The following is a 22218-nucleotide window of genomic DNA, read 5'->3' as shown; positions in this document are numbered from 1 at the left end:
GCGCTAGTGTCGCTGCACGGGGGGGTAAAGGCAACGCGTCTCTACCGATCTAGTCGCCGGCGGGCCTTCTCCAGCAGGCGGAGCACGCTCCATTCCTGGGTCAGCGCGGCGACTTCGTCGGGCGTGCACCAGCGGAGGTCGTGCGACTCGTCGCTGACGCAAAGGCTTTCATCGGCATTGGCTTGGAGCAGGAAGCGAACGTCGTGGTGCTCGTGGCCGTCTTCGACCAGCGAGCCGTCGGGCGCGTAGCGGGCGGGGATGTCGTGAACGTCGAGGTCGAGCACGGCGACGCCGCGGTGATTTGCAACGACCTTAAGCGATTGCAAACCGGTCTCTTCGATCGCTTCGCGCAGGGCGACCTCGGCGAGGTCGGTCTGGCCGTCGGCGTGGCCGCCGGGCTGGAGCCACTTGTCGAGCTTGCGGTGGTGGAGCAGCAGATGCCGCTCGCCGTCGGGCGAAACGACCCACGCCGAGCCGGTGAGGTGCCCGGGGCGGCAAGTGCGGTCGAAGCAATCGGGGCGCGAGTTGACGAGGGCAAGGATACGGTCGGCGACCTGCGCTTCAGCGGGGTTGGTTTCGCGGTAGGCGGTGAGGAGTTGGATGACGGGGTCGCGGTGCATAGGTCTCTTGCTTTGTAGGAGGCGTCTCCGACGCCGATTACGCGCACCATGCCGTTTTCGGCTAAGAGACCTTAATCGGCGTCGGAGACGCCTCCTACAGAATCGATTAGGACTTGGCTCAAAGTTTTCCGTGAGTGTTCCAACGGGAGTGAGCGTACTTCTCAGCCACGAGTTCATCAGCCCGCTTGTGTATCGATGGCGCGATGTCCGATGGCGTCGCACGCCACGCTGCGGCGATAGCTTCGATGAGTTGGGCTCGCGTCGCCTCGAGGTTCGCGACGAAGGCGTCGTGGTCGCGGCTGGTGCGGTACTCGGGCTGGCGCGGCGCTGTTTGGAGGAGCCTGCTGATCAGCGGCAGGTCGAAGTTGTAGAGCAGCGTGCCGTGATAGAGCAGGCGACCGCGGACACGGCGGACGCTGTTGCCAGAGAACTTTCGTAGGGCGTCTTGCGAAGTGAATGCGAGGTCACTGGTGCCGGCGATTGTGGCGGTGGGTTCGAGCGGTTTGATCGCTTCAACCATCTTGCCGAGGACGTAGCGGTGGGCCGCCGTGAGGTCCATCAGCGCGGGCCGCTCGCGCAGGTCGAGCACGACGGCGTACATCAAACACCCGGGTCCCGTGACGATCGTCGCGCCGCCGCTCACGCGCCTCAAGATCGGGACGCGGAGTTCGCCGCAAGTCTCGACAGCGACTTCGTCGTCGTAACTCGACGAACGACCGAGGACGACGAAGGGATGCCCGGGCTCCCAGAAGCGGAGGTGGTCGCTGTCGTCGCCAAGCAAGAGCGACTCGTCGAGCGCGAGGTTGAGCTCGGGCGTCGCGGCGGTGTGGTGGTGGAGTTGCACGGGAACTTACGAAGGGCGGCGAGCCGGCGACGCCCTTTACCTAAAGATGCGTCGCCGGTGTGCGGCTGGTACCCACTTCCCACCGACGACGCATCTTTAGGTGTAAGGGCATCGCCGGCTCGCCACGGGGTTGAATGGCTGAGCTTGACGGTTATTCCGATTGCGGCGAGTTTACGCCGGCGCGCCGTAGGTGTCTTGTGCTGTCGGCTGCGTCCCCCAGCTTGCCCGAGCGATTCAATCCCGCGGGGGCGTGAGAAAATCCGCCCCGCTAGCGGTTCTAACGGGGGTTTTTGATTTGCCGCGCAGCGAGTTGCGGCACAGACTCTCGTAGAGCTTAAGGGCCGGTGGTCCGCGCACAGGGCGCGGCCGGCTTCTTGGCGTAACGCTGCTTGCCTCAACGATGGTCGATAAGGCGATGAACCTTCTCCGCATCACTTTGGCCGTGATCTTCGCGACGACGCCCGGCGTGTCGAGCGCTCAAGAGGTTTCCCCGTGCGCAACATGCACGCAGGCTTACCGCCTGGAGTGCCAGACCATTTACGAAGAGCGGCAGGCGACCTGTTACCGCCCCGTCACGGAGACCGTCTACGAGACGCGTAAGGTGACGCGGCAGGTGCCAGTCACCGAGACCAAGCAGATGGAGCGTCACTTCACGGTGATGCGCCCGGTGACCGAGACCTCGATGCGCGAAGAACGCTACTGCGTTCAGCGGCAGGTCTTTGAGACACAGTACCGCGACGAGAGCTACGACCAAGTCCGCAACGTTGTCGAGACCTCGTACCGTGATGAGTGCTTCACCGTCCAGCGGCCCGTTGTGGAAACGAGCGAGCGTACCGAGTTCTTCACCGTCCAGCGCCCCGTGTGCGAGACGGTGATGCGGCCCGTCACACGCACGGTGATGAGCCCCGTGACGACGATGCAGCAGCAGGTCGTCGATCAGGGAGCGCTCGTTAACCAGGTGACCGTCACCCCGGGCTCGCGCTCGTGGCCGCGGCTGACGTGGATGTCGCGGCAGACGACGGTCGATCCGGTCACGGGCATGGCGCAGACGGTGCGTCCGGGCCTCGCCTGGGTCCAGAACGAGACGCCGCCCCAGCAACAAGTGCAGCAGGTCTGGAAGCCGAACCCGGTGGTGGTGCAGACGCCCGTTACGAGCTTCATGCCGCAACAGGTCGTCGAGCAAGTGCCGACGCAAGTGACGCGGATGGTGGCCGAACAGCATTCGCGCAAGGTGCCAGTGCAGACGGTGCGGATGGTCAGCGAACAACAGACGCGCCGCGTGCCGGTGCAGACGACCCGTCAGGTGGTCGAGCGCATCGAACGAAAAGTCCCCGTGCAGGTTTGCCGGATGGTGACCGAACAAAAGGTCCGCCAAGTGCCCGTGACGACGTGCCGGATGGTGGCCGAGAAGCGGATCGAACCGGTTGAGATCAAGGTCTGCCGCCTGGTGGATCAGACCGAAGAGATTCAGGTGCCGAGGACCGTGACGCGGATGGAGCCGGTGACGTACACGTACCGCGTGCCGCGGACGGTGATGGTGCGCAAGCCGGTGGAAGAGGTGGGCTGCCCGACCTGCGGTTGAGGTTGGGAACCGCGAATTCACGCGAATCAGCGCGAATGAACTGAAGGCAGTTGGTTGTGGGAGGGGTCTCCAGACCCCGATCACGCGCTGCTAGCGGATGCGGCGTGGTGAGCGTAATCGGCGTCTGGAGACGCCTCCCACAGATGTGTGTTATTCGCGGGAATTCGCGTCGATTCGCGGTTCCCCTCTTTGGACCGAGCGTTGACGAACGGGCCGCCAGCGGGAAGACTCGCGGGTTGTTCTCCCCGTCGCCTGTAGTCGCCCGCCGAGTTTCCGTTGCCTGCCGAGACGCCCGCTCCGCCGCTGGATGTCCTGTCGGGACGCCGCCTGCGTTTGGTGGGGCGGTTCGTGGGCGTCTCCAAGCGAGAAGCATCCGCCGCCGTCGAGCGGCGTGGCGGCGCCATCGATGACGCGGCGCCCGACCTCGTGGTGATTGGCGAAGCCGCCACAACGGCAGACCGCGAGCGCGCCGTGCAGGAAGCGGCCGCCAGCGGCGCCGAGTGTTGGAGCGAGTCCGAGCTGTGGCGCCAGCTGGGGCTCGTCGAGGCGGACCCCTTGCTGTGTGAGGGGGCCGTACGGCGGTTGTATTCACCGGCGATGCTCGCCGACCTCGTCGGCGCCCCGCTCGCGGCGGTGCAGCGTTGGGCGCGGCGCGGCGTGATCCGGCCCGCCTGCTGGGTGCAGCGGCTGGCGTACTTCGATTTCGAAGAGGCCCGCGTCGCGCAGCTGCTCTCGGACCTCCTGCGTGAAGGGCGTTCGCTGGCGGCGATCGACTCGGTGGTCGATCGGCTCGCGGCGGCGCACCCCGCGTACGACCGTGCGATCGCCGAGCTGCCGCTGGTGATCGAGGGTGGTGAACTCTTGGTGCGCGGCGAGGCGGCGCTACGCGACGTCTCGGGGCAGCGGCGGTTCGACTTCGACGAGGTGTCGGACGAAGACGCGACAATCGTCTTGCGGATGGACTCGCTCGCCGACGCCGAACCCACCACCCAGCGCGAGCGCGCCTGGCGGCTGCACGACGAGGGGACGCTTGACGAGGCGATCGACGCCTGGCGCCTGGCGATGCTCGAGTCGCCGCCGACGGCCGAGGATCACTTTGTCCTCGCCGATTGGTTGTACGCCGCGGGGCAGTCGGTCGCTGCGCGGGAGCGCTATTACGCGGCGCTAGAGTTGGACCCCGAGCACCTCGAGGCCCGGGTCAATCTGGGCTGTGTGCTCAGCGATCTAGGCGAGCACCAGCTCGCCGTCGCCGCGGTGCGGGGGGCGCTCGACCAGCACGAGGCCTACGCCGACGCCCATTTTCACTTGGCGCGGATCTGCGAAAAGCACGGCGATCACGAGGCCGCGGCGCCGCACTGGCGGCGGTTTTTGGAGATCGCCCCGGAAAGCCCCTGGGCCGAGGAGGCCCGCGACGGGTTAAGATGGGTAGGGTCTGATTCGCAAAGCTAATTGTGGAAACGGCTTGCAACGCGGGCCGGGTTGCTTAGCCTGTTTGGGCGGCCCCACGATGGCGCCGCGATGCGGAATGATCCGGCGCCCTGTTCCAGGCGGAAAATGAGCGAACTGCTCTTCCATTACGAGCGAGTGAACCCCACGTCGTGGGCGTATCTCTCTTCGCTGCTGACGATCGCGTTGTTCTTCAAGTTCAACCGCGTCTTCTGCATGCGCAACCTCGACCTCTTGTTGGTCATCCTGTTGGCGCCGGGCCTGCTCTGCATCGAGCACGCGCTGCGCGGGCAAGCCGACGATCCTGCTACCGGACTGGGCGTCGAACGCATCGGCTACGTGTGGCTGCTCGTGGTGAACGGCTTCTTGCTGGTGCGGATGCTCTACGACGCGTCGATGGTGCGGCGGCCGCTGTTGGAGCCGAACATGACCGGCGGGGGCCTCAGCTTCTTGGCCGTGTCGTTGATGGCGTTCTTGGCGGCGAACGTGCTCACCGGCAAGCCCGACCCGTCGGACCTGATGGCCGTGCAGCGCGCCGAGCACCTCAGCCAGCGCGAGGCGTCGCAGGTCGAGCAGAACACGCTCAGCACCCACGGGCCGGGCTTCACGCTGCTGCTCATGTTGCCGCGCATCTCGACGCGGGCGCTGGTCGATGAAGCGGCGCCGGACGCCGACCCCGCGAAGGTCGAAGAGGCCGACGCCGCGCGTAACGTGCTCGCCGCTCAGCTGATGGCGATCTTCTGCCAAGTGATGGTCGTGCTCGGCGTGTTGATGATGGCCAAGGACCACTTCGGCAATCTGCAGCTGGGCCTCGCCGCGGCGACGATGTACCTGATGCTCCCCTACACGGCCTTGTGGACGGGGAACGTGACGCACGCGCTGCCGGCGGCGCTCTTGGTGTGGACGGCCTACTTCTATCGGCGGCCCGCCGTGGCCGGGATGCTGCTGGGGCTCGCTTGCGGCGCGATCTACTACCCCTTCGCGCTATTGCCTTTATGGACGTCGTTCTACTGGCGGCGCGGCGTGGGGCGGTTCACGACCGGCGTGTTGCTGACGCTCGGCGTGCTCGTGGCGACGCTTGTGTTCACCTCAACCGACGCCGCCATGTTCTTCGCGCGGCTGCAACAGATGTTCGGCATCCGTCTGCCGGCGATGGAAGAGCTGAGCGGCGTGTGGGCGTTCTGGAACGGCTGGTACCGCGTGCCGATCCTGCTGGGCTTCATCGGCCTCAGCGTGAGCTTCGCGATCTGGCCGGTGCAGAAGAACCTGGCGACGCTGCTGAGCGGCTCGGCGGCGCTGATGCTCGGCGTGCAGTTCTGGCACGCGCACAGCGGCGGCTTGGCGCTGGCGTGGTACCTGCCGCTGCTGCTGCTAACGGTGTTCCGGCCGAACCTGGAGGATCGGGTCGCCGGCGCGGTGGTGGCGCCGAGCCGGTGGGAACCCGCGGCCGCCGCTGCGTAGGGTCCGCTGTGCGGACCGTGGAGAGCGGCGGGAAGCCGGTTTGACACGTCGGCTTATCGAAGTTGGCGAGCCGGGAGCGTCAGCGACCGGAGGGATCCCTGGTACCCGCGTCACTCCGGTCGCTGACGCTTGCGGCTCGCCCTTGATTGAGATGTTGAGCGTTCTGTGGCGTCACCCGCGGCTAGCGCCGACGGCTCATTTCCATGCGAACGGTGAAGCGAGTTTAGTCGAGTTTTCGCCAGGTGAATGTCTGTAGGTCCAACTCGTGCCTATCCTTGTTGACCTCGATATCTGTCTCGCCCGGTTCTCCCTCGACGAGGATGCTTCCCCCTTCGACGCGAATCACTTTTCGATTTGCGTCGTAAGTTGCCCGATGATCGTGGAGCCAACTGGGGCTGTCACCTGAAGTCGTTACGGGTTCGATCTTCCAACTATCAACGGCGAGGCGGAAGACCGGCGTGGTTCCAGCCTTACGCTGGTCGGTGTAGCCGAGGCATCCGATGATGTAGATCGCATCTTCGACCAACGTGGCGGTGTGGAAGTCGGTCGGCGGGAAGACGTCCCGCGGGTAGCCGAGAATCTGGAAGCCGCCTTGTCCGTTGTGGATGACGACATCGTTGTAGATGCAGAAATCCGGGTCGTAGAAATCCTCATGCTCTCCACCGACTTGAACAAAACGCCCATCGGGCAAGGGCGTCACCGACGTACCAAATCGCTCGTAACACCAAACGGCGCTGTCCAGTGCGTCGGTGTCGTCGAAGTGCTTACGCGCCGAGTAAGCGCTTCCTCCCAACCTGATCATGTCGTCCCAGAACGGATTGTCCATCGGATCGGGGTTGGCGCTTCCGAAACGCGGCGAGCGGTTTTCTTCGTAGTCCTTCGCAGACGCTTGAAAGTCGCCGCCATTCTCAAGCCCGACGTAAGAACGCATCACCTCCCTTGGCGCCAGTCGAATGTTATCACCGGCGGCAAGGAACAACTGCAGGACGGCGACACTCTGAACATCGGAGATCGCCGGAGTCACCGTTGGATTCTTGCCCATCTCGAGCATGAGGTCTCTCCCTGACTTCTGCGTAGCCTTCCAGTCTTCTTCGGAAATCAAACCCTTGAGTTCGTCCGGCAGGGGGGTAGCGGGAATCTTCTCGACGACGGATTCGAAATTGATCGGCTTTAGGGGATGCTTTGGCGAGTAACCGCGATCGACGTCCAGCTCCAGAAGAAATCGCACACCGTCCACAAAGTCTTCATCGACGGCGTGTCTCAATGCGGCGCCGTTGAAGTCGTCGGTGAGCTCAGGGTCGGCGCCGCGCTCTAAGAGCAAGCGCATCTTGTCGAGGTCCTTGGCGGCAATCGCCGCCATCAGCGGGGTGACGCCGTTTCGCCCACTTGCGTTGACATCGGCGCCGTTGTTCAGCGCAGCGTGCAACTCTTCGAGCGTGCCAGTCGTGATGCAATCGTGGAGGTCCATGGTTTTTGCGGTGACTTCGACTGGGACTTTGTTGGTAAGGGTGAGTTTTGCCCAGCGCTACCCGCGGCTAGCGCCGACGGTTCATGTTGCGGAGCACCCGATGTGAGCCGTCGGCGCTAGCCGCGGGTGAAGCACCAATAAGCGGTCCAGTCGTTGAGAGCGGTCCGCTACAAGCGGACCCTACGCGCCGCGCTTTCGGCAATCGACCAAACTGCAGGCGACGACGGGGACGAGGCCTAGCTCTTGCGCCTTCGCGATCAGCTCGGGGGAGTCCGTGCCGGGGTTGAGCCAGAGTTCGCCGCAGCCTTTCTTGGCGATCGCTTCGAGCAGCGTGACGCCAACTTCGGGGCGGACGTACATCGTGACGCGGTCGAGCGGGCCGACGGGGACCTCGTCGATCGACTTGTAGACCGTGCGGCCTTCGATCTCGCCCCCCTTCGGGTTGACGGGGTAGACCTCGTAGCCGATCGCGGCGTGGGCGCGTTGCGACTTGTTGCTGAACTTCTCCGGGTCGTCGCTCGCGCCGATGACGGCGACGGTGGGTTGGTTGTTGTCGTCCATGAACTTGACCTTGATGTTTTGAAGTTAACCACAGAGGCGCGGAGGACACGGCGAAGAATGGGACATGGACCTTCGTGGATTGAAAGGATTGCCACGGATCAAACAGCCGCTGATCAAAACAGCAATTTCATCCGCGATAATCCCCTTCATCCACGTTCCATTCTTCTCCGTGCTTTCCGTGGCTCTGTAATGATTTGGATTGGAGGAGGCGTCATCGGCGTCTGGAGACGCCTCCTACAGGGCGTGAAGGTACGCCGCGGTTTTACAGGTCGCGGCGGAGGTCGATGTCTTGGGCGACTTGCTGGTCGGCGAGCCACGCACGCCACTTCTCTTTGCTGTACTGGAAGTTCTCGCCGGTGAGGTGCACGAGCGTGTCGAGCACTTGGGGATTGCGGGAGTTCTTCGCGACGATCTTGGGGCCGCCGCCGCCGAAGCCGAAGGTGCCGCCGCCGCCGGTCGCGGGGTTGAAGCCCACCGAGTACGAGTCGCCGCCGGAGTCGTTGCCGACCTGCCGCTTGTGCGTCGTGACGAGGGCGTCGATCAGCGGGTCGATCGCCGAAGCCGCTTGCAGGCGGCCCAGCGCCCACGCGGCGTTGTTGATATAGAACGGGTTGTCCGCGCGGAGCGCCTTCACGAAGGGGATGGCGAGGCCGGGCCGGCCCGACGCGATCAGTTGATCGACGGCTTCGGCGCGGACGTCCGGATCGACGTCGGCGATGCCGTGGTTGGCGAGGGTCGCGAGCGCGTCGGGCGTGCCGAGGCTGCCGAGCGACTTCATGAGGAGGCGGCGCACTTGGGGCGTCTTTTCATCGGCGAGCAGCTTGAGCAGCTCGGCCGTGGCGGCGGGGTCTGAGAGCGTGAGCAGCGACTCCTCGGCGCGGCGCGCGGCGTCGCGGTCGGCGCCGTCGAGACTCTCGCGCCACTGGGCGAGTTGGTTACGCCAGGCGAGCGCCGCGGCTTCGGCCTGCTCGGCTTGTTCGAGCAGCGCGACCTCTTGTGGAGTGCGGTACTCGCCTTTCCAACGCACGAGGCCGCGGGCGGCGAGGACGTCGTCGCGCGTCATCCATTGGCCGTCGATCTGTTGGTAGCCGAGCAGCATGCGGGCCTCGGCGTGCTCGGGGTCGAGCTCGAGGACGCGCGCGAGGTGGCGACGCATGCCCTCGGCGACGCCGTTGTCGCGGCACCAATTGGCCAGCGCGAACTGGGCTTCGGCCGTGTCCGAGACGCTCGGCGACCGGCGGCGGTACTCGGCCTCGGCGGGGGTCTCGTTGACGGCGCGGGCGACGCGGTCGCGGTCCAGCACAAGGCGGCCGTACTCCGACTCAAGCGCGACGTGCGAGCGGGACTCGGCCGGCTCGGAGGCGACGCGGGCGTCGAGGCGGCTGCCGGTGGCGAGTTCCACCTGGTCCGCTGGCGCCGGTTGTGCGGCCGCGATCGCGGCGACGCAGGCGGCGGTGAGCGAGAGACGGACCATTGTAGAGGAGTCAGGGGCTGAGGGGCTGAGGGTTTAGGGAAATGACGAATGACTAAGTCCGAATGACGAACCTGTCGGAGGATTATGCCGCTACCGGCAGGTTCGTCATTCGTGCTTCGTCATTTCCCGTCAGGGCGCGGGCGCCAGCATCGCTAGTATAGTTCGTAGGGTGGGTTGAAACCCACCGCAGCCGGGTACCCGCTTCGTGGTGGGTCTCGACCCACCCTACGTGGTGGGCAGCCTCATTTCGCCATAGGTGAAAGAGGCGACGATAGCTAATCTTACGCCGCGGCCCCCACGGAGGGGCGCCGTTACGCGCGCCCGTTGTCTGCAGCGGCTGGCGTCGCGTCCGTGAAGCGCTCGATGCCCAGGAGGGGCGCCGTGCAGCGCATCGTCTCATTAGGTCTGCTCGCCGCGCTCGTGGGAGGCGGCTGGACGGCGCTCCAGAACGTCGGCCCGCAGCAGCTCCAACAAGCGGTGCAATCTGTCCGGACCACTGTCGGTCCGATGCTGGCTCAGCAGCCGGGGCAGCAACAGTCGGCGCCGCAGCCCGCGCCGACGACGCCTCAGCAAAACCCCTACGCGGGTGGCTACAACTACACGCCGGTGGGCGGCGCCGCGCAGTTCGCGCCGCCACCGGTGGTGCAAGAGCCGCCGTCGATCCGCATCGCGTCGTTCAACATCCAGGTGTTCGGCGACGCCAAGGCCGAGAAGCCTTACGTGATGCGGGCGCTGGCGCACATCGTCAAGAGTTTCGACGTGATCGCGATCCAAGAGATCCGCACGCAAGACACCAACTTCATCCCGCGGTTCTTGCGCGACTACGTGAACGTCGGCGTCACGTCGGGCGGGTACGATTCGCGGGTGAGCCCGCGGCTGGGTCGGACCAGCAGCAAGGAGCAGTACGCGTTCATCTTCAACACGGCGACGATCGAGGTTCATCCACGGTTCTGCGCCGTCGTTCCCGATCCGGAAGACCGGTTGCATCGCGAGCCGTTCGCGGCGCTGTTCAAGACACGGATCGTGCCGCCTTACACGCCGTTCACGTTCACGCTGATCAACATCCACACCGACCCGGACGAGGTCCCCGAAGAACTCGACGCGTTGTACTACGTTTACGATCAGGTGCGGCGTTCGCAGATCGATGGCGGGGTCGAGGACGACGTGATCTTGCTGGGCGATTTGAACACGCCGGTGCCGGCCGCGTCGCGTTGGACGCCCGACGCCGAGCAGCGTTCGATCACGCCGCGCGACTTAGGGCTGCTGGGGACGATCCCCAACATCGCGCCGCTGATCCGGAGAGAAGCGACCAACACCCGCGGCACGCGGCTGTATGACAACATCTTGATCCCGCGGCAGAACACGGTCGAGTACCTCGACCACGGCGTGATGGACCTGCGCTCGACGTATCAGTTGTCGGAAGAGCAGGTGCTCGAGATCTCGGACCACTTGCCGGTGTGGGGCAAGTTCAGCGCGATCGAGGGCGGGCCGTATCAGAGCGCGTCGCGGTAGCGGGAGGGGCTGAGGGGCTGAGGATTTGAGGGGCTAAGGGAATGGACTGGGGGTCGCTTGCGCGTCCCCTCAGCCCCTTAACTCCTCAGCCCCTTTTCTTCCCAGCTTTGCTGTAGGAGGGGTCTCCAGACCCCGATTGCGGTGTCCCTACCGTAACGGCATGGTGCGCGTCATCGGCGTCTGGAGACGCCTCCTATAAGTTTGTCGATTGTCGATTTCTCTTTTGGAAATAGCCACCCGGCGCCTTAAAATACACGCATCACAAGACGAGGCGTCCTAACGAGCCTTGCTGAGACACTTGGTGTCTCGGCGACGGCGTCACGAAGAGCCCGTCGCGAGACCTTTCTGCTTTGCCGCAGGAGGGTTTCGCGACGGGCTTTTTTCGTTTTTGGGCCGCGCTCTTTGGTCGCGTTCACTCACGGGGAAGGTCCATCGTGCTACCGCTACGCAAACAGGTTCGATTGGCGGACGTGAAGGGGGAGCTTCGCGATGGCGATCTCTTGCTCTTCCGGCGGCGCGGATTGATCTCGATCGCGGGGCGCGGCGTTCACTCGCACGCGGCGAAGGTCGCGTGGTGGGGCGACGAGCCGTTCTGCGTCGAGGTCCGCGAGTGGTTCGGCGGCCGGGCGGTGACGCTCGCCAGCCAGGTCGAGCGCTGCCCGGGACGGATCGACCTGTTCCGCGCCAATCCGGGCAACCGCTGGCCCGAGTACGACGCGGCCGCCGCGACGCGGTACATGCGGCTGCTCGCGGGCTGCGATTACGGCTACGCGGCCGTGATCGAGGCGGCGCTGCTGCACCTGCCGATCACGCGGATGTGCGTGACGGCGGACGTCGAGGACCGGTCCGTGAGTCGGCGTCCCCCGTTTTGTAGCCAGGCGTGCGCGATGGCGGACCGGCTCGCGGGGGGCGTCGACCCGGCGCCCTACTTGGCGGATCGCGTGACCGAGCCGGCGGACCTCGCGCGGAGCCCGTTCTATCAGTACCAGTTCACGTTTGCCGGGGAGTGAGGGCGATGAACCACGCGTTGCTACTCGGTTGGTGGTTGGCGCTTGTTGGCGCCGCGGCGGCGCAGTGCGGGCCGAACGGCTGCTACGTCGCGAGGCCACCGGCAATGGTCGGCCCTGTGCAAGCGGCTGGGCCTCGGACACACGAGTCGATTGCGCGGATTGTTCACCACGAAGGGGGGGGCGCCTCGATTGGGTCGGGGACGCTTGTCGCTTCGCGGAACGGCAATGGTTATGTGCTGACTTGCGCTCACTTGTTTACGAGTGAAGGGAAGACCGAGGTGCAGCTCGCCGGGCGGTCGCTCGCGGCGCGGATCGTCGCGATGGATCGGGTGCACGACTTGGTGTTGTTGGAGACACAAGGCGTCGCCGGTCGTGCGGTTGAGACGGCGGAGTGGACAGCGACGGGATGGCTGTCGGCGTGCGGCTTCGGATCGACGGGCCAGTTGCGTTGCGTCCGCGGGCCGGTGCTCGGGTTCTCGACCGCCGCCGGCGCGTCGGCGCCGAGCGTGCGGGTCCGCGGCGCGGTCCGTCAGGGCGACAGCGGCGGGCCGGTGCTCGACGCGGGCGGGCGGCTCGTGGCGGTCGTCTGGGGCGCCAGCAACGGCGAGACGTTCGCGATGGGGGGCGAGCCCCTACGGCGGATTCTAGAGCGGTTGCCAAAGCGCGAACTCGCGCCGGTGAGACGAGAGCCCGAGTCGGAACCCGAGGTCGCTACGGATTCGCTGCGGAAGGAGTTGCGAGCTTATGCGGCGCAGTTGGAGGAGCGGTTGAAGCGGTTGGAGAGTTTGCCGGCGCGCCCTCCGGTCGCTGACGCTCCCGGCTCGCCTGCGCCTCGTTTGGCGCCGCCGGTTGGTGGGGTCGGAGAGCGTGTCGCCGGCGGACTGAGGACCGCGGCCCGGGTCGAGTCGCTGTTCGCGGCGGTCGCGGTCGGTGGGCCGTTGGGGTTGGCGGCGTGGGCGGGGCTTCGTTGGTTGCGGCAACCAAAGCGCGACGCCCGGGCCGATCGCTGCGAACCGCAAAAGGTGGCGATCGATTCGCCGCCCCCGCCGCAACGGGTCGTCCCCGAGACGCACTACGTCTCCTACGAACGCGACGACTACGCCCGGGCGCACCAGTGGGCGAGCGAGCAGCTCGCGCGGAAGTTCCCGGGCTCGGTGGAGCTGTTGACGAGTTTGGATTCGCTCATTCGGCAGCAGCTGAATGGGAAGAGTTAGTGGTGGGCAGGAAGTTCACCACGAAGGAACGAAGGAACGAAGGAACGAAGGAAAAAGTTTGATTGCGAAGTTTTGGCGAGCCGGGAGCGTCAGCGACCGGAGTGACCCAGGTACACGGAATGAAAGCGAGATCACAGATGGTAAGCGAGGACGCGCTGCGACTCCGGTCCCTTACGGTTCCGGCTCCCTGTCACTCGCAAGAGCGAGTTGATTCGCGGGTTCCCTCCGGGCGCTGACGCTTACGGCTCGCCGTTCTCCCTCAGCCCCTAACCCCTTAACCCCTAACCCCTTTCTTACATCATGCCACTTACAAACACCGATGCGGTTCTCTGGTACAAGGTTGGCGTCTTTGGCGACGCCGGCTATGCGGTCCCCAATTGGTCGAATGACGTGGGGAGTTTAAACCCGCAGATTCTCGACTGGGTCGAGCTGGTGGGGCGGAACTTGTTCCACGTGATGCACCACGAGGACGTCGACCTGCGGATCCCGCCTTCGATCAACACGTGCAAGCGCGTCCATAAGCTGTACGTGCGGGCGGCGAGCATCTTGGCGGGGCGGGCCGTGTCGCCGGGCGAGGACAACATGGAGGCGTTCCACTCGCGCCCGGCGGGCGAGGTGTTCCGCGTTTACCCGGTGCCGTTCTTCAAGGTGCGGAACCCGTTCATGCGGCGCTGGGCCGGCATGGTGCTGGTGTCGCTCGCCGAGGCGATGCAGCACACCGAGAACCGCAAGGAGATGGAGATCAGTACGGCGTTCGCGGGGCAGGTCGGTCAGTACCTGCGGCGCGTCTACACGAACATGGCGATCGAGCTGTTCGGCAAGACGCGCGAAGCGGCCCAGGCGCCGGGCTTCTTGCTCAGCGACGCCGACCTGGCGGCGTACGACCCGTCGAAGTTCTTCACCTCGACCGAGATGGTGGACACCGTGCCGCGCTTGGACCGGGTGTTCACCGAAGACCGCTTGGAGCTGCTCGCCGAGGGCATCCCGGTGACCGAGCTGCCGGCGGACATCGGCCCGTGGCCGACGAACCTGGCGAGCTTCTACGGGGCGACGCGCAGCGACGCGACGATGGGGGCGACCGTCGGCGCGGGCGCGACGAACAGCGCGGCCGTGGGGCCGATCATCCCGCCGGCGCCGGGGCCGTAGTTCAACGAAGTGAGCCACGAAGGTAACGAGAACTGTAGGAGGCGTCTCCGACGCCGATTTCGGTCTCCACCCCGTAACCGCATGGTGCGTGAAATCGGCGTCGGAGACGCCTCCTACAGACGTGGTTCTTCCTGATTGCTGACCTCTGACCCCTGACGACTACGCCATGGTTCGCGTTGCCGAAACAACCGATCGCGTGCGACTCGCTCCCGCCGATTGGGGCGGGCTTTGTTCGCTGGCGCTGGCGATTCTGTCGCTCGGTGGGGCGACGCTTTACAAGCTTTACGACATCTCGCAGACGCATCGCGAGCGGTTGGCGGCGGTGGATGCGGAGTTGGCGGGGCTCAAGCACAACGTCGAGCTGTTGCAGCAAGACGTGCGTCATCTGGCAAGAAGGAGCATGCGATGAAGATTCGTGACCGGGTGAAAGAGTTGCGACGGGTGCGCGCGGGCGATCTTGCGCCGCACCCGAAGAACTGGCGGACACACTCGCGCTTTCAACGCGACGTGCTGCGAGGGCTGCTCAACGAGGTCGGCATGGCCGGCGCGTTGCTCGCTAGGGAGTTGCCGGACGGGTCGCTGCAATTGGTGGACGGGCATCTGCGGGCGGAAACAACGCCTTCGATGATGGTGCCGGTGCTGGTGCTCGACCTCGACGACGCCGAGGCGGAGAAGGTTCTGTTGACGCACGACCCGCTGGCGTCGCTCGCCGGCGTCGATGACACGCGGCTCGGCGCGCTGTTGGGCGCCGTCGAGACCGAGAGCAAGGCGGTCGGCGAGATGCTGGCGAAGTTGGCGCGCGAGATCGAGAGCGAAGAAGCGCTGCCGGCGCCGGCGGATGTCGAGATCACGCCGAGCTACCAAGTGGTGGTCGAAGTCGATGGCGAAGCGCAGCAGCGCGAGGTTTATGAGCGGATGCGGGCGGCGGGGTTTCGCTGCCGTGTTCTGACGCTTTGAAGATTTGTTAACCACAAAGGAACGAAGGAACAAAGGTGGTGAAGAAAGAGAAGCCCGCGAATAACGCGAATAAGCACGAATGAAAGAAATCCGCGGTCATTTGCGTCATTCGCAGGCTCTTTCCCTACTTCGTTCCTTTGTTCCTTAGTGGTGCAAAAAAGGAAGCCAACGTGGATCTAACTGTCGAGGTTGACTGCCCCGTGGCGGAGTCGTTTCGGGTGCAGCAGGCAGCGGGGATGTTTGACTTGCCGCTGGCGGAACGCGTCTCGCAGCGGTTTGAGGTGGAGCTGCCTGCTCGTGACGAGGCGTGGTCGATCGGTTTGATCGTGGGGCCCTCGGGGAGTGGTAAGAGCACCGTGGCCCGGGCCGCGTTTGGGGATTCGTTGGACGAGGCGGCGGCTTGGGACGACGGGCTGGCGGTGATCGATGGGTTCGGCGAGACGCCGGTGCGGAAGGTCGTCGAGTTGTTCACGGCGGTGGGCTTTGGTTCGCCGCCTTCTTGGGTGAAGCCTTACCGGGTGCTGAGTGGCGGCGAGCGGTTCCGCTGCGACCTGGCGCGGGCGCTGGCGAGGAGTTGTGAGGAACCCGGCGCCCCTGCAGATGTCATCGCCTTTGACGAATTCACGAGTGTGGTCGATCGCAACGTGGCGCGGGTTTGTTCGGCGGCGATTGCGAAGCAGGTCCGCAGTGGCGTGATCCCGGCTCGCTTCGTCGCGGTGACTTGCCACTACGACGTGGCGGAGTGGTTGGAGCCCGATTGGGTGCTGGATATGGCCACGAGTCAGCTAACCCGGAGGCGTCTTCGGCGACCGCGGATCGAGCTGGAGGTCCATCGCTGCCGACTGGAGGCTTGGCGACTGTTTGCGCGGCATCACTATCTGAGCGGCTCGCTGGCCAAGCAGGCGCGGTGCTACCTGGCGACCTGGAACGGCGAGCCGGTGGCCTTCGCGGCGACGCTGCCGATCATCGCGCAGAAGGGACGCCGGCGGTTCACACGGATCGTGACACTGCCCGACTACCAAGGGATCGGCATCGGGATGCGCTTCGTCGAAGCGGTCGCCGAGCTGCACGTCGAAGAGGGCTTGCGGATCAATGTGACCAGCAGCCACCCCGCGTTGATCCGGCACTGCCAGCGCTCGCCCAACTGGCGGACCGTCGCGGTGAAGAAGACAGGGCAATCGGTGGCGAACCAACGCGCAGCGTTCGCGGCGTATCGGAACTCGGCGGGGCGGGCGGTGGTTTCGTTTGAGTACGTGGGCAGTCGTCAGGGATCAGTCGTCAGTAGTCAGGAGGAGAGAGATGGCGAGCCCGGAGCGTGAGCGACCGGAGTTGACGCGGGTACTCGCTTTCAATCCGTGTTCGCTCTTCGACTCCGGGCGCGTAATCCCCCTTCCCCCTGAGGGGCCGCGGCCGGCGCATGGCTGATGTGCGTACCAATTGGTTCTGGCGTCGCGGTACTCGATGCGGCAATTCACGAGACGCGTTTCACCCTCCCCTAGCCCCTCCCTAGAAGGGAGGGGGACACGGGCGGGCGCTTCGCTTCCGTTCTTGATTAACTGATTACTGACCCCTGACCCCTGACTCCTGTGTACCTCTCCGACGAACAAAAACGTGAAGTCATCCTCATCGCCACCGTCGGGTGCGACCAGGAGACGGCCGCCAAGTATGTGAACTGTTCGGTGGAGCAGATCGGCGAGGAGATGCTGCGCGACGCGCGGTTTGGGGCCGATGTGCGGCGGGCAGAGGCGGCCTGTGAGCTGGGGCACATGCGGTGCGTGCAGCAGGCGACGCGGCAGGAGGGGCCGTGGCGGGCGAGTGTGTGGTGGCTCGAACGGCGCTTCCCGGAACGCTACGGCCGACGCGACGCGGGGACGATCGGGCGGCGTGACCTTGTGCGGTTCCTCGGCGCCGTGGCGGGCGGGCTGGCGCCAGCGATCCGCTGTGAGGAGGACCGGCGGCGCGTGCTCGACGCGCTGAGTGAGTTTGCCGAGTCGCTGATCGACCCGCTGTCGTATGTCGGCGGTTGGGACGAATCGGTTGAGGGTGATAGCGCGGGCGACGCACGGGAGGACGCATGACGACGTACTGGGGGAAGATCGATCGACGGGCGTCGCCGCGGTTGAGCCGCGCGTTCCGTGGGGCGCTGGCGGCGGCGTTCCTCGGGCGGCCGCTAGCGCGACCGCTCGAGCAGGCCGACACGGGGCTCGTCGCTTGGGGGCAGCGTTACCTGCCGGCGCATTTCGCCAAGCCGCCGTCGTTGTTGCACCGGTGGTTGGGGGATCAACTCGACCTGATGCGCGAGAGCAGGGGGCTGAAGGTGAACGTGATCGGGCCGCGTGGGGCGGCGAAGTCGACGGTGGCCACCTTGGCGGGCGTGCTGCGGGCGGCGGTCGAGGGGAGCGAGCCTTACATCTGGATCGTGTCGGACACCAAGGACCAGGCCCAGTCGCATCTCGAGAACGTTAAGACCGAGCTGCTGGAGAACCGCGAGCTGGCGGCGGCCTACCCCAGCGCGGTCGGCCGCGGGCCGCGCTGGCAGGCGGGGGGCGTCGAGTTGCGGAACGGCGTCGTCATCGAGGCGTACGGCACGGGGCAGCGGATCCGGGGGCGCCGGCGAAGGTCGCACCGGCCGACGCTGGTGGTGTGCGACGACCTGCAGAACGACCGGCACATCGCCTCGGCGCTGCAACGCGAGGCGTCGAGCCAGTGGTTCCACGGCACGCTGATGAAGGCGGGCACGAAGGAGACGAACCTCGTCAACGTCGCCACGGCCCTGCACCGCGACGCGCTGGCGATGCGGCTCGGGCAAACGGCGGGCTGGGCTTCGAAGACCTTCCGGGCGATTGTCCGCTGGCCGCACGACACGGAGCTGTGGCGCGAGTGGGAGGTGATCTACTGCGACAGCGACCGCAAGCACGCCGCCGCCGACGCGCGGGCGTTCTACGAGGCGAACCGCTTCGCGCTGCACGCGGGCGCCGAGGTGCTGTGGCCCGAGGAGGAGGACCTCTACACGCTGATGGAGATGCGCGTGCAGAGCGGCCATCCGGCGTTCGAGCGCGAGAAGCAGGGGTCGCCGATCGACCCGACGCGGTGCGAGTGGCCCGATTCGTACTTCGGCGAGCACGCCTGGTTCGCGGATTGGCCGAAGCGGCTGAAGCTGCGGGTGATCGCGATCGACCCCAGCAAGGGGAGCGACGCGCGGACGGGCGATTACTCGGCGATCGTGCTGCTCGGCGTCGATGAAAACGGCGTGCTGCACATCGACGCGGACCTCGCGCGAAGGCCGACCGCGCAGATGGCGGCGGACGGCGTTGCGCACTGCCTGGCGTTCAAGCCAGACGCGTTTGGCGTCGAGGCGAACCAGTGGCAGCAGCTGCTCGCGGGCGAGTTCGTCGCGGAGTTCGCGCGGCAGGGCGCGATCGGGATGACGCCGTGCGAGATCCACAACCACACGAACAAGGCGATGCGTATCCGGCGCCTGGGGCCGTACCTGTCGCAACGGCGGCTGCGCTTCAAGCGCGGCAGCCCGGGGGCGGCGCTGCTGGTGGACCAGCTGCGCGACTTCCCGATCGGCGCGCACGACGACGGGCCCGACGCGCTGGAGATGGCGATGAGGCTGGCGGAGGAGATTTGGCGCGAGGGGTTAGGGGCTGAGGGGCTAAGGGGCTGAGGGGACGCGCAAGCGTAGGGTGGGTCGGGACCCACCGCGAAGTGGGTGCCCGGCTTCGGTGGGTTGCAACCCACCTATGAGGCGAGCCGGGAGCGTGAGCGACCGGAGTGAATCACCAGACGACCCACTATCTAAACAGATCAAGCAGCGCTACTCCCCTCCCTTTTTAGGGAGCCCGTCATTCAGAGAAGTGGGGGGGAGGGTCTGCGGTGACTAGCGTCCTTACGCATTGAGTACCGATTTACGTGCGTGGCTCGAATCGCTGACGGAGTTTTTCGTAACGGAGAACGCAGACCCTCCCCTAACCCCTCCTTAAAGAGGGAGGGGGATTACCCATCGCACTACAACATTCGATCCATAGGTACAGCATGTCACACGCCTCTCTCACGCAACTTGAAACCCGCCTCCTCGAAGCCTTCGACGCCATGTGGGGCGACTACATCGACCCGCGGGACGCGTTCCGTGGCGAGAATGGAGAGTGGTGGGCGTCGGTGGGGGGCGTGGGGACGACGGCGGCGTCGGCGCCGTTTTCGTTGCCGCAGCTGGCGGACTTGCGGCAGGAGTGCCGGCGGCTGGCGGTTTCGAATGAGTTTGCGATCAACGGGCACGAGAACCGGATCAGCTACATCGTCGGGCCGGGGCACCTGTACCAAGCGACGATCCGCAAGGGCGTCGAGGCGCCGGTCGCGCTGGCCCTTGAGGTCCAAGCGGTCGTTGACGAGTTCCTGGCGGAGAACGACTGGCACGATCGCCAGCAGGAGCTCGTGCGGCGGCTCGATCGCGACGGTGAAGTGTTCCTCAGGTACTTCGACGACGGGCGCGGCGGGACGCGGATTCGCTTCGTCGAGCCCGAGCAGGTGGCGCCGCCGCGGGAACTGGGCGATGACAGCCCCTCGAGTCATGGCGTGCTCACCGACGCGGACGATGTCGAGACGGTGCTCGGCTACTACATCGACGGGCGCTTGATCGACGCGGGGGAGATCCAGCACCGCAAGGCGAACGTCGATCGCAATGTGAAGCGGGGCCTGCCGCTTTACACGGCGGTGCGGGCCAACCTGCGGCGCGCCGAGAAGCTGCTGCGGAATATGAGCGTCGTGGCGGAGATCCAGTCGGCGATCGCGCTCATCCGCAAGCACCGCAGCGCGACGCGCACCGGCGTCGAACAGTTCGTCGCGGATCGGTCGGCCGCCACGCGGATGGACGGCGCGGGTCGGACGCGACGCGTTACCGAGTATGGGCCGGGGACGATCCTCGACGCGCCGTCGGGGCTCGAGTACGAGTTCCCGGCGACGGGCGTCGATGCGGCCGGGTACGTGACGATCCTGCAGGCCGAGCTGCGGGCGATCGCCGCGCGGCTGGTGATGCCGGAGTTCATGTTCACGTCGGACGCGTCGAACGCCAGCTACGCCTCGACGATGGTGGCCGAGGGCCCGGCCGTGAAGATGTTCGGGCGGCTGCAAGCGGCGATGATCGAGCAAGACCGAAGGGTCTTCCACCGGGTGATCGACAACGCGGTGCGCTACGGGCGCTTGAGCGCCGACGCGGCGGCGGCCGTCGAGTTGCAAGTCACCGCGCCGACGCTACACACACGCGACCGCACGCTCGAAGCGCGGGCGGATGAGATTGCGTACCGCAACGGCGTGTTATCGACACAGACGTGGAGCCAGCGGCTGGGGCTCGATTACGCCAGGAGCAGAAGAACCGACGCGTGCATGGAGTGACGGAGGGGCTGAGGTGTTAAGGGGCTGAGGGGACGCGCAAGCGATCCCCCGTCTCTTCCCTTAGCCCCTCAACCCCTCAGCCCCTAGCCCCTCGTCAGATTGTGCGGAAAAGTGGCTATTACGGTACGTCTGTTCACCGTCGGTCGCATATAATACGGCCATGCGAAACGACAGGAGATCAATGATGAATGGTCGGGGCAAAGCGCGGGACGCGGAGTCGGCGTTTGTCGACCTCCTCAGCGAGGCGACGCAGCGCGGGTACTACGGTTCGGTGTCGCTAACGCTGCACGTGCAGGATGGGTTTATTCAGCAGGTGCGCGTGGCGACGGAGCGACTGGTGAAGTGAAAGGGGGAGAGCGGAAGGCGACAAGAGAAGTTCTCTCTGCGTGAGAACTTTTAACGGTGGCGCCCGAGGCTAGCGCCTACGGCTCAAAAAAGTCACGCACGACTTGAGCCGTAGGCGCTAGCCTCGGGCAGCGCCACCAGAAGGCTTTATTACACAAACAACGGCGTCGAGCCGAGCGTTGGTTCTTGAGAACCGGCGCATCCTTTCTCGAGCCCACGACTTTGCCTCTTGGTAGGCATGGTCGTGGGCTTTTTGCATTCATGGGGGGCATGGTGAACGAAACGGGTGACGTGGCGATTGAGGCCTCGCAGCAGCCGCTGCAGGAATACGTGCAATCGGCGGGGCGGGCGTTGCGGGTGGACGCCGTGCGCGGGGTGCTGCGGGGCGTGAAGCTGCTCGGGCTGCGGTCGCGGAATGGGCGGCGTTACGAGGAGTCGGGCCTGCGGAAGGCGATCGGGCTCTACGAGGGGTCGAAGGTCAATGTGAACCACCCCGAGCGCGACCCGCTCGCGCCGCGCGATTATCGCGACCGGCTGGGGATCGTGCGCAACGTGCGTGTCGAAGCGGGGCAGGGGCTGTTCGGCGACCTGCACTACAACCCGAGCCATCCGCTGGCCGAGCAATTGGCATGGGACGCTGAGCACGCGCCGGAGAACGTCGGGCTGTCGCACAACGTGCTCGCCCGCACGCGGCGTGACGGGGCGGGAATCGTCGTCGAGGCGATCACCCGCGTGCAGAGCGTCGACCTGGTGGCCGACCCGGCGACGACTGCGGGGCTGTTCGAGCAAACGGCGCTCGACGAGTTCGATCCGACGGTCGCGCTACAAGAAGAGATCGCGAGCCTCAAGCGGCAGCTCGAAGAAGCCATTGCCCAGACCGAGCGCGAGACACGGCTGCGGAAGCTCGAGCAGGGCCTTCGCGAGAGCGGCGTGGCGGCGGTGAGCGAGGCGTCGTTACGCGAGCTAGTCGCGGCGCCGGCGGAGGACGTCGATACGCTCATCGAGCGTGAGGTGAGCGAGGCGCGTCGGCTGATGGAAGCGCGGAAGCCGCGGTCGCGCGAGCAGGCGGGTCTGTCGAATGCGCGAACGTGTGCGGACGTGGGGGCGTTTGTGGAGGCGATCACGCGGCGGCGGTGAGGGCGGCCTTTTGTTTCCCCCTCCCTGTAAGGGAGGCCCTTTTTCAGAAG

General features: G+C 65.8%; 20 protein-coding genes. 15 read left to right on the top strand and 5 right to left on the bottom strand.

Translation table 11 applies throughout. From position 1 onward, the window contains the following. Window positions 1-41: 41 nt before the first annotated feature. Both Spa11_RS21245 and Spa11_RS21240 read right to left on the bottom strand, forming a co-directional pair. Window positions 42-620 carry an NUDIX hydrolase gene (locus Spa11_RS21245; RefSeq protein ID WP_145116604.1) on the bottom strand — a complete coding sequence of 193 codons (579 nt, stop codon included), beginning with the start codon at window positions 618-620 and terminating at the stop codon, window positions 42-44. Between the two features lie 118 nt (window positions 621-738). Then, window positions 739-1464: a lipoate--protein ligase family protein gene (locus tag Spa11_RS21240; protein ID WP_145116603.1), complete on the bottom strand. Its 726-nt coding sequence runs from the start codon at window positions 1462-1464 to the stop codon at window positions 739-741. A gap of 415 nt (window positions 1465-1879) precedes the next feature. On the opposite strand from Spa11_RS21240, the gene Spa11_RS21235 reads away from it, so the two are divergent. The 3 genes from Spa11_RS21235 to Spa11_RS21225 all read left to right on the top strand — a co-directional run bounded on the left by Spa11_RS21235 (window position 1880) and on the right by Spa11_RS21225 (window position 5953). Next, on the top strand, window positions 1880-3046 hold the full coding sequence (locus tag Spa11_RS21235; RefSeq protein ID WP_197529577.1) for a hypothetical protein: 1167 nt from the start codon (window positions 1880-1882) through the stop codon (window positions 3044-3046). Window positions 3047-3322: 276 nt separating this feature from the next. Next, window positions 3323-4495, top strand: coding sequence for a tetratricopeptide repeat protein (locus Spa11_RS21230; RefSeq protein ID WP_145116601.1), 1173 nt, complete (start codon window positions 3323-3325; stop codon window positions 4493-4495). 105 nt (window positions 4496-4600) lie between these two features. Further along, entirely contained in the window at window positions 4601-5953 is a 1353-nt protein-coding gene (locus Spa11_RS21225; protein WP_145116600.1) for a hypothetical protein, read from the top strand. A 223-nt stretch (window positions 5954-6176) separates the two neighbouring features. On the opposite strand, the gene Spa11_RS21220 is transcribed toward Spa11_RS21225, so the two are convergent. From Spa11_RS21220 to Spa11_RS21210, 3 genes are all read right to left on the bottom strand, one after another. Next, the gene (locus Spa11_RS21220) at window positions 6177-7421 is read right to left on the bottom strand and encodes an ankyrin repeat domain-containing protein (RefSeq protein ID WP_145116599.1); all 1245 of its coding nucleotides are present in this window, start codon (window positions 7419-7421) and stop codon (window positions 6177-6179) included. Between the two features lie 180 nt (window positions 7422-7601). After that, complete coding sequence (locus Spa11_RS21215; protein WP_145116598.1) at window positions 7602-7982, bottom strand: CoA-binding protein; 381 nt, start codon at window positions 7980-7982, stop codon at window positions 7602-7604. 262 nt (window positions 7983-8244) lie between these two features. Next, window positions 8245-9456, bottom strand: coding sequence for a HEAT repeat domain-containing protein (locus Spa11_RS21210; RefSeq protein WP_145116597.1), 1212 nt, complete (start codon window positions 9454-9456; stop codon window positions 8245-8247). A gap of 381 nt (window positions 9457-9837) precedes the next feature. Between Spa11_RS21210 and Spa11_RS21205 the strand changes: the two genes are divergently transcribed. The 12 genes from Spa11_RS21205 (at window position 9838) to Spa11_RS21155 (ending at window position 22168) form a co-directional block, all read left to right on the top strand. Further along, window positions 9838-10968: an endonuclease/exonuclease/phosphatase family protein gene (locus Spa11_RS21205; protein WP_197529576.1), complete on the top strand. Its 1131-nt coding sequence runs from the start codon at window positions 9838-9840 to the stop codon at window positions 10966-10968. Window positions 10969-11402: 434 nt separating this feature from the next. Beyond that, window positions 11403-11978, top strand: coding sequence for a hypothetical protein (locus tag Spa11_RS21200; RefSeq protein WP_145116595.1), 576 nt, complete (start codon window positions 11403-11405; stop codon window positions 11976-11978). A 5-nt stretch (window positions 11979-11983) separates the two neighbouring features. Next, entirely contained in the window at window positions 11984-13192 is a 1209-nt protein-coding gene (locus Spa11_RS21195) for a trypsin-like peptidase domain-containing protein (protein ID WP_145116594.1), read from the top strand. 300 nt (window positions 13193-13492) lie between these two features. Then, window positions 13493-14338: a hypothetical protein gene (locus Spa11_RS21190; RefSeq protein WP_145116593.1), complete on the top strand. Its 846-nt coding sequence runs from the start codon at window positions 13493-13495 to the stop codon at window positions 14336-14338. A gap of 166 nt (window positions 14339-14504) precedes the next feature. Beyond that, the gene (locus Spa11_RS21185) at window positions 14505-14747 is read left to right on the top strand and encodes a hypothetical protein (RefSeq protein WP_145116592.1); all 243 of its coding nucleotides are present in this window, start codon (window positions 14505-14507) and stop codon (window positions 14745-14747) included. Next, window positions 14744-15295, top strand: a complete 552-nt coding sequence (locus tag Spa11_RS21180; RefSeq protein WP_145116590.1) for a ParB N-terminal domain-containing protein — start codon at window positions 14744-14746, stop codon at window positions 15293-15295. The genes Spa11_RS21185 and Spa11_RS21180 overlap by 4 nt, the downstream gene beginning before the upstream one ends. Before the next feature lie 170 nt (window positions 15296-15465). Further along, complete coding sequence (locus Spa11_RS21175; RefSeq protein ID WP_145116578.1) at window positions 15466-16614, top strand: GNAT family N-acetyltransferase; 1149 nt, start codon at window positions 15466-15468, stop codon at window positions 16612-16614. 267 nt (window positions 16615-16881) lie between these two features. Next, window positions 16882-17373, top strand: coding sequence for a hypothetical protein (locus Spa11_RS21170; RefSeq protein ID WP_145116576.1), 492 nt, complete (start codon window positions 16882-16884; stop codon window positions 17371-17373). Next, complete coding sequence (locus Spa11_RS21165) at window positions 17370-18965, top strand: phage terminase large subunit family protein (protein ID WP_145116573.1); 1596 nt, start codon at window positions 17370-17372, stop codon at window positions 18963-18965. Before Spa11_RS21170 ends, Spa11_RS21165 begins: the two co-directional genes overlap by 4 nt. A gap of 368 nt (window positions 18966-19333) precedes the next feature. Beyond that, window positions 19334-20686, top strand: a complete 1353-nt coding sequence (locus tag Spa11_RS21160; RefSeq protein ID WP_145116570.1) for a phage portal protein — start codon at window positions 19334-19336, stop codon at window positions 20684-20686. Window positions 20687-20867: 181 nt separating this feature from the next. Next, entirely contained in the window at window positions 20868-21032 is a 165-nt protein-coding gene (locus tag Spa11_RS23135; protein ID WP_197529575.1) for a hypothetical protein, read from the top strand. 269 nt (window positions 21033-21301) lie between these two features. Further along, window positions 21302-22168, top strand: a complete 867-nt coding sequence (locus Spa11_RS21155; RefSeq protein ID WP_145116568.1) for a hypothetical protein — start codon at window positions 21302-21304, stop codon at window positions 22166-22168. Window positions 22169-22218: the final 50 nt, after the last annotated feature.

This window comes from Botrimarina mediterranea (assembly GCF_007753265.1).
Classification (GTDB): domain Bacteria; phylum Planctomycetota; class Planctomycetia; order Pirellulales; family Lacipirellulaceae; genus Botrimarina; species Botrimarina mediterranea.
The sequence above is the reverse complement of the archived record's forward strand: the minus strand, read 5'-3'. Positions and strand labels throughout refer to the sequence as shown.

Excerpts from the sequence above, each read along its gene's own strand:
- Spa11_RS21225 (WP_145116600.1), top strand. The coding sequence starts at position 4,601 with ATGAGCGAACTGCTCTTCCATTACGAGCGAGTGAACCCCACGTCGTGG.
- Spa11_RS21190 (WP_145116593.1), top strand. The coding sequence starts at position 13,493 with ATGCCACTTACAAACACCGATGCGGTTCTCTGGTACAAGGTTGGCGTC.
- Spa11_RS21220 (WP_145116599.1), bottom strand. The coding sequence starts at position 7,421 with ATGGACCTCCACGATTGCATCACGACTGGCACGCTCGAAGAGTTGCAC.
- Spa11_RS21195 (WP_145116594.1), top strand. The coding sequence starts at position 11,984 with ATGAACCACGCGTTGCTACTCGGTTGGTGGTTGGCGCTTGTTGGCGCC.
- Spa11_RS21245 (WP_145116604.1), bottom strand. The coding sequence starts at position 620 with ATGCACCGCGACCCCGTCATCCAACTCCTCACCGCCTACCGCGAAACC.
- Spa11_RS21155 (WP_145116568.1), top strand. The coding sequence starts at position 21,302 with ATGGTGAACGAAACGGGTGACGTGGCGATTGAGGCCTCGCAGCAGCCG.
- Spa11_RS21160 (WP_145116570.1), top strand. The coding sequence starts at position 19,334 with ATGTCACACGCCTCTCTCACGCAACTTGAAACCCGCCTCCTCGAAGCC.
- Spa11_RS21235 (WP_197529577.1), top strand. The coding sequence starts at position 1,880 with ATGAACCTTCTCCGCATCACTTTGGCCGTGATCTTCGCGACGACGCCC.
- Spa11_RS21185 (WP_145116592.1), top strand. The coding sequence starts at position 14,505 with ATGGTTCGCGTTGCCGAAACAACCGATCGCGTGCGACTCGCTCCCGCC.
- Spa11_RS21165 (WP_145116573.1), top strand. The coding sequence starts at position 17,370 with ATGACGACGTACTGGGGGAAGATCGATCGACGGGCGTCGCCGCGGTTG.
- Spa11_RS23135 (WP_197529575.1), top strand. The coding sequence starts at position 20,868 with ATGATGAATGGTCGGGGCAAAGCGCGGGACGCGGAGTCGGCGTTTGTC.
- Spa11_RS21210 (WP_145116597.1), bottom strand. The coding sequence starts at position 9,456 with ATGGTCCGTCTCTCGCTCACCGCCGCCTGCGTCGCCGCGATCGCGGCC.
- Spa11_RS21215 (WP_145116598.1), bottom strand. The coding sequence starts at position 7,982 with ATGGACGACAACAACCAACCCACCGTCGCCGTCATCGGCGCGAGCGAC.
- Spa11_RS21180 (WP_145116590.1), top strand. The coding sequence starts at position 14,744 with ATGAAGATTCGTGACCGGGTGAAAGAGTTGCGACGGGTGCGCGCGGGC.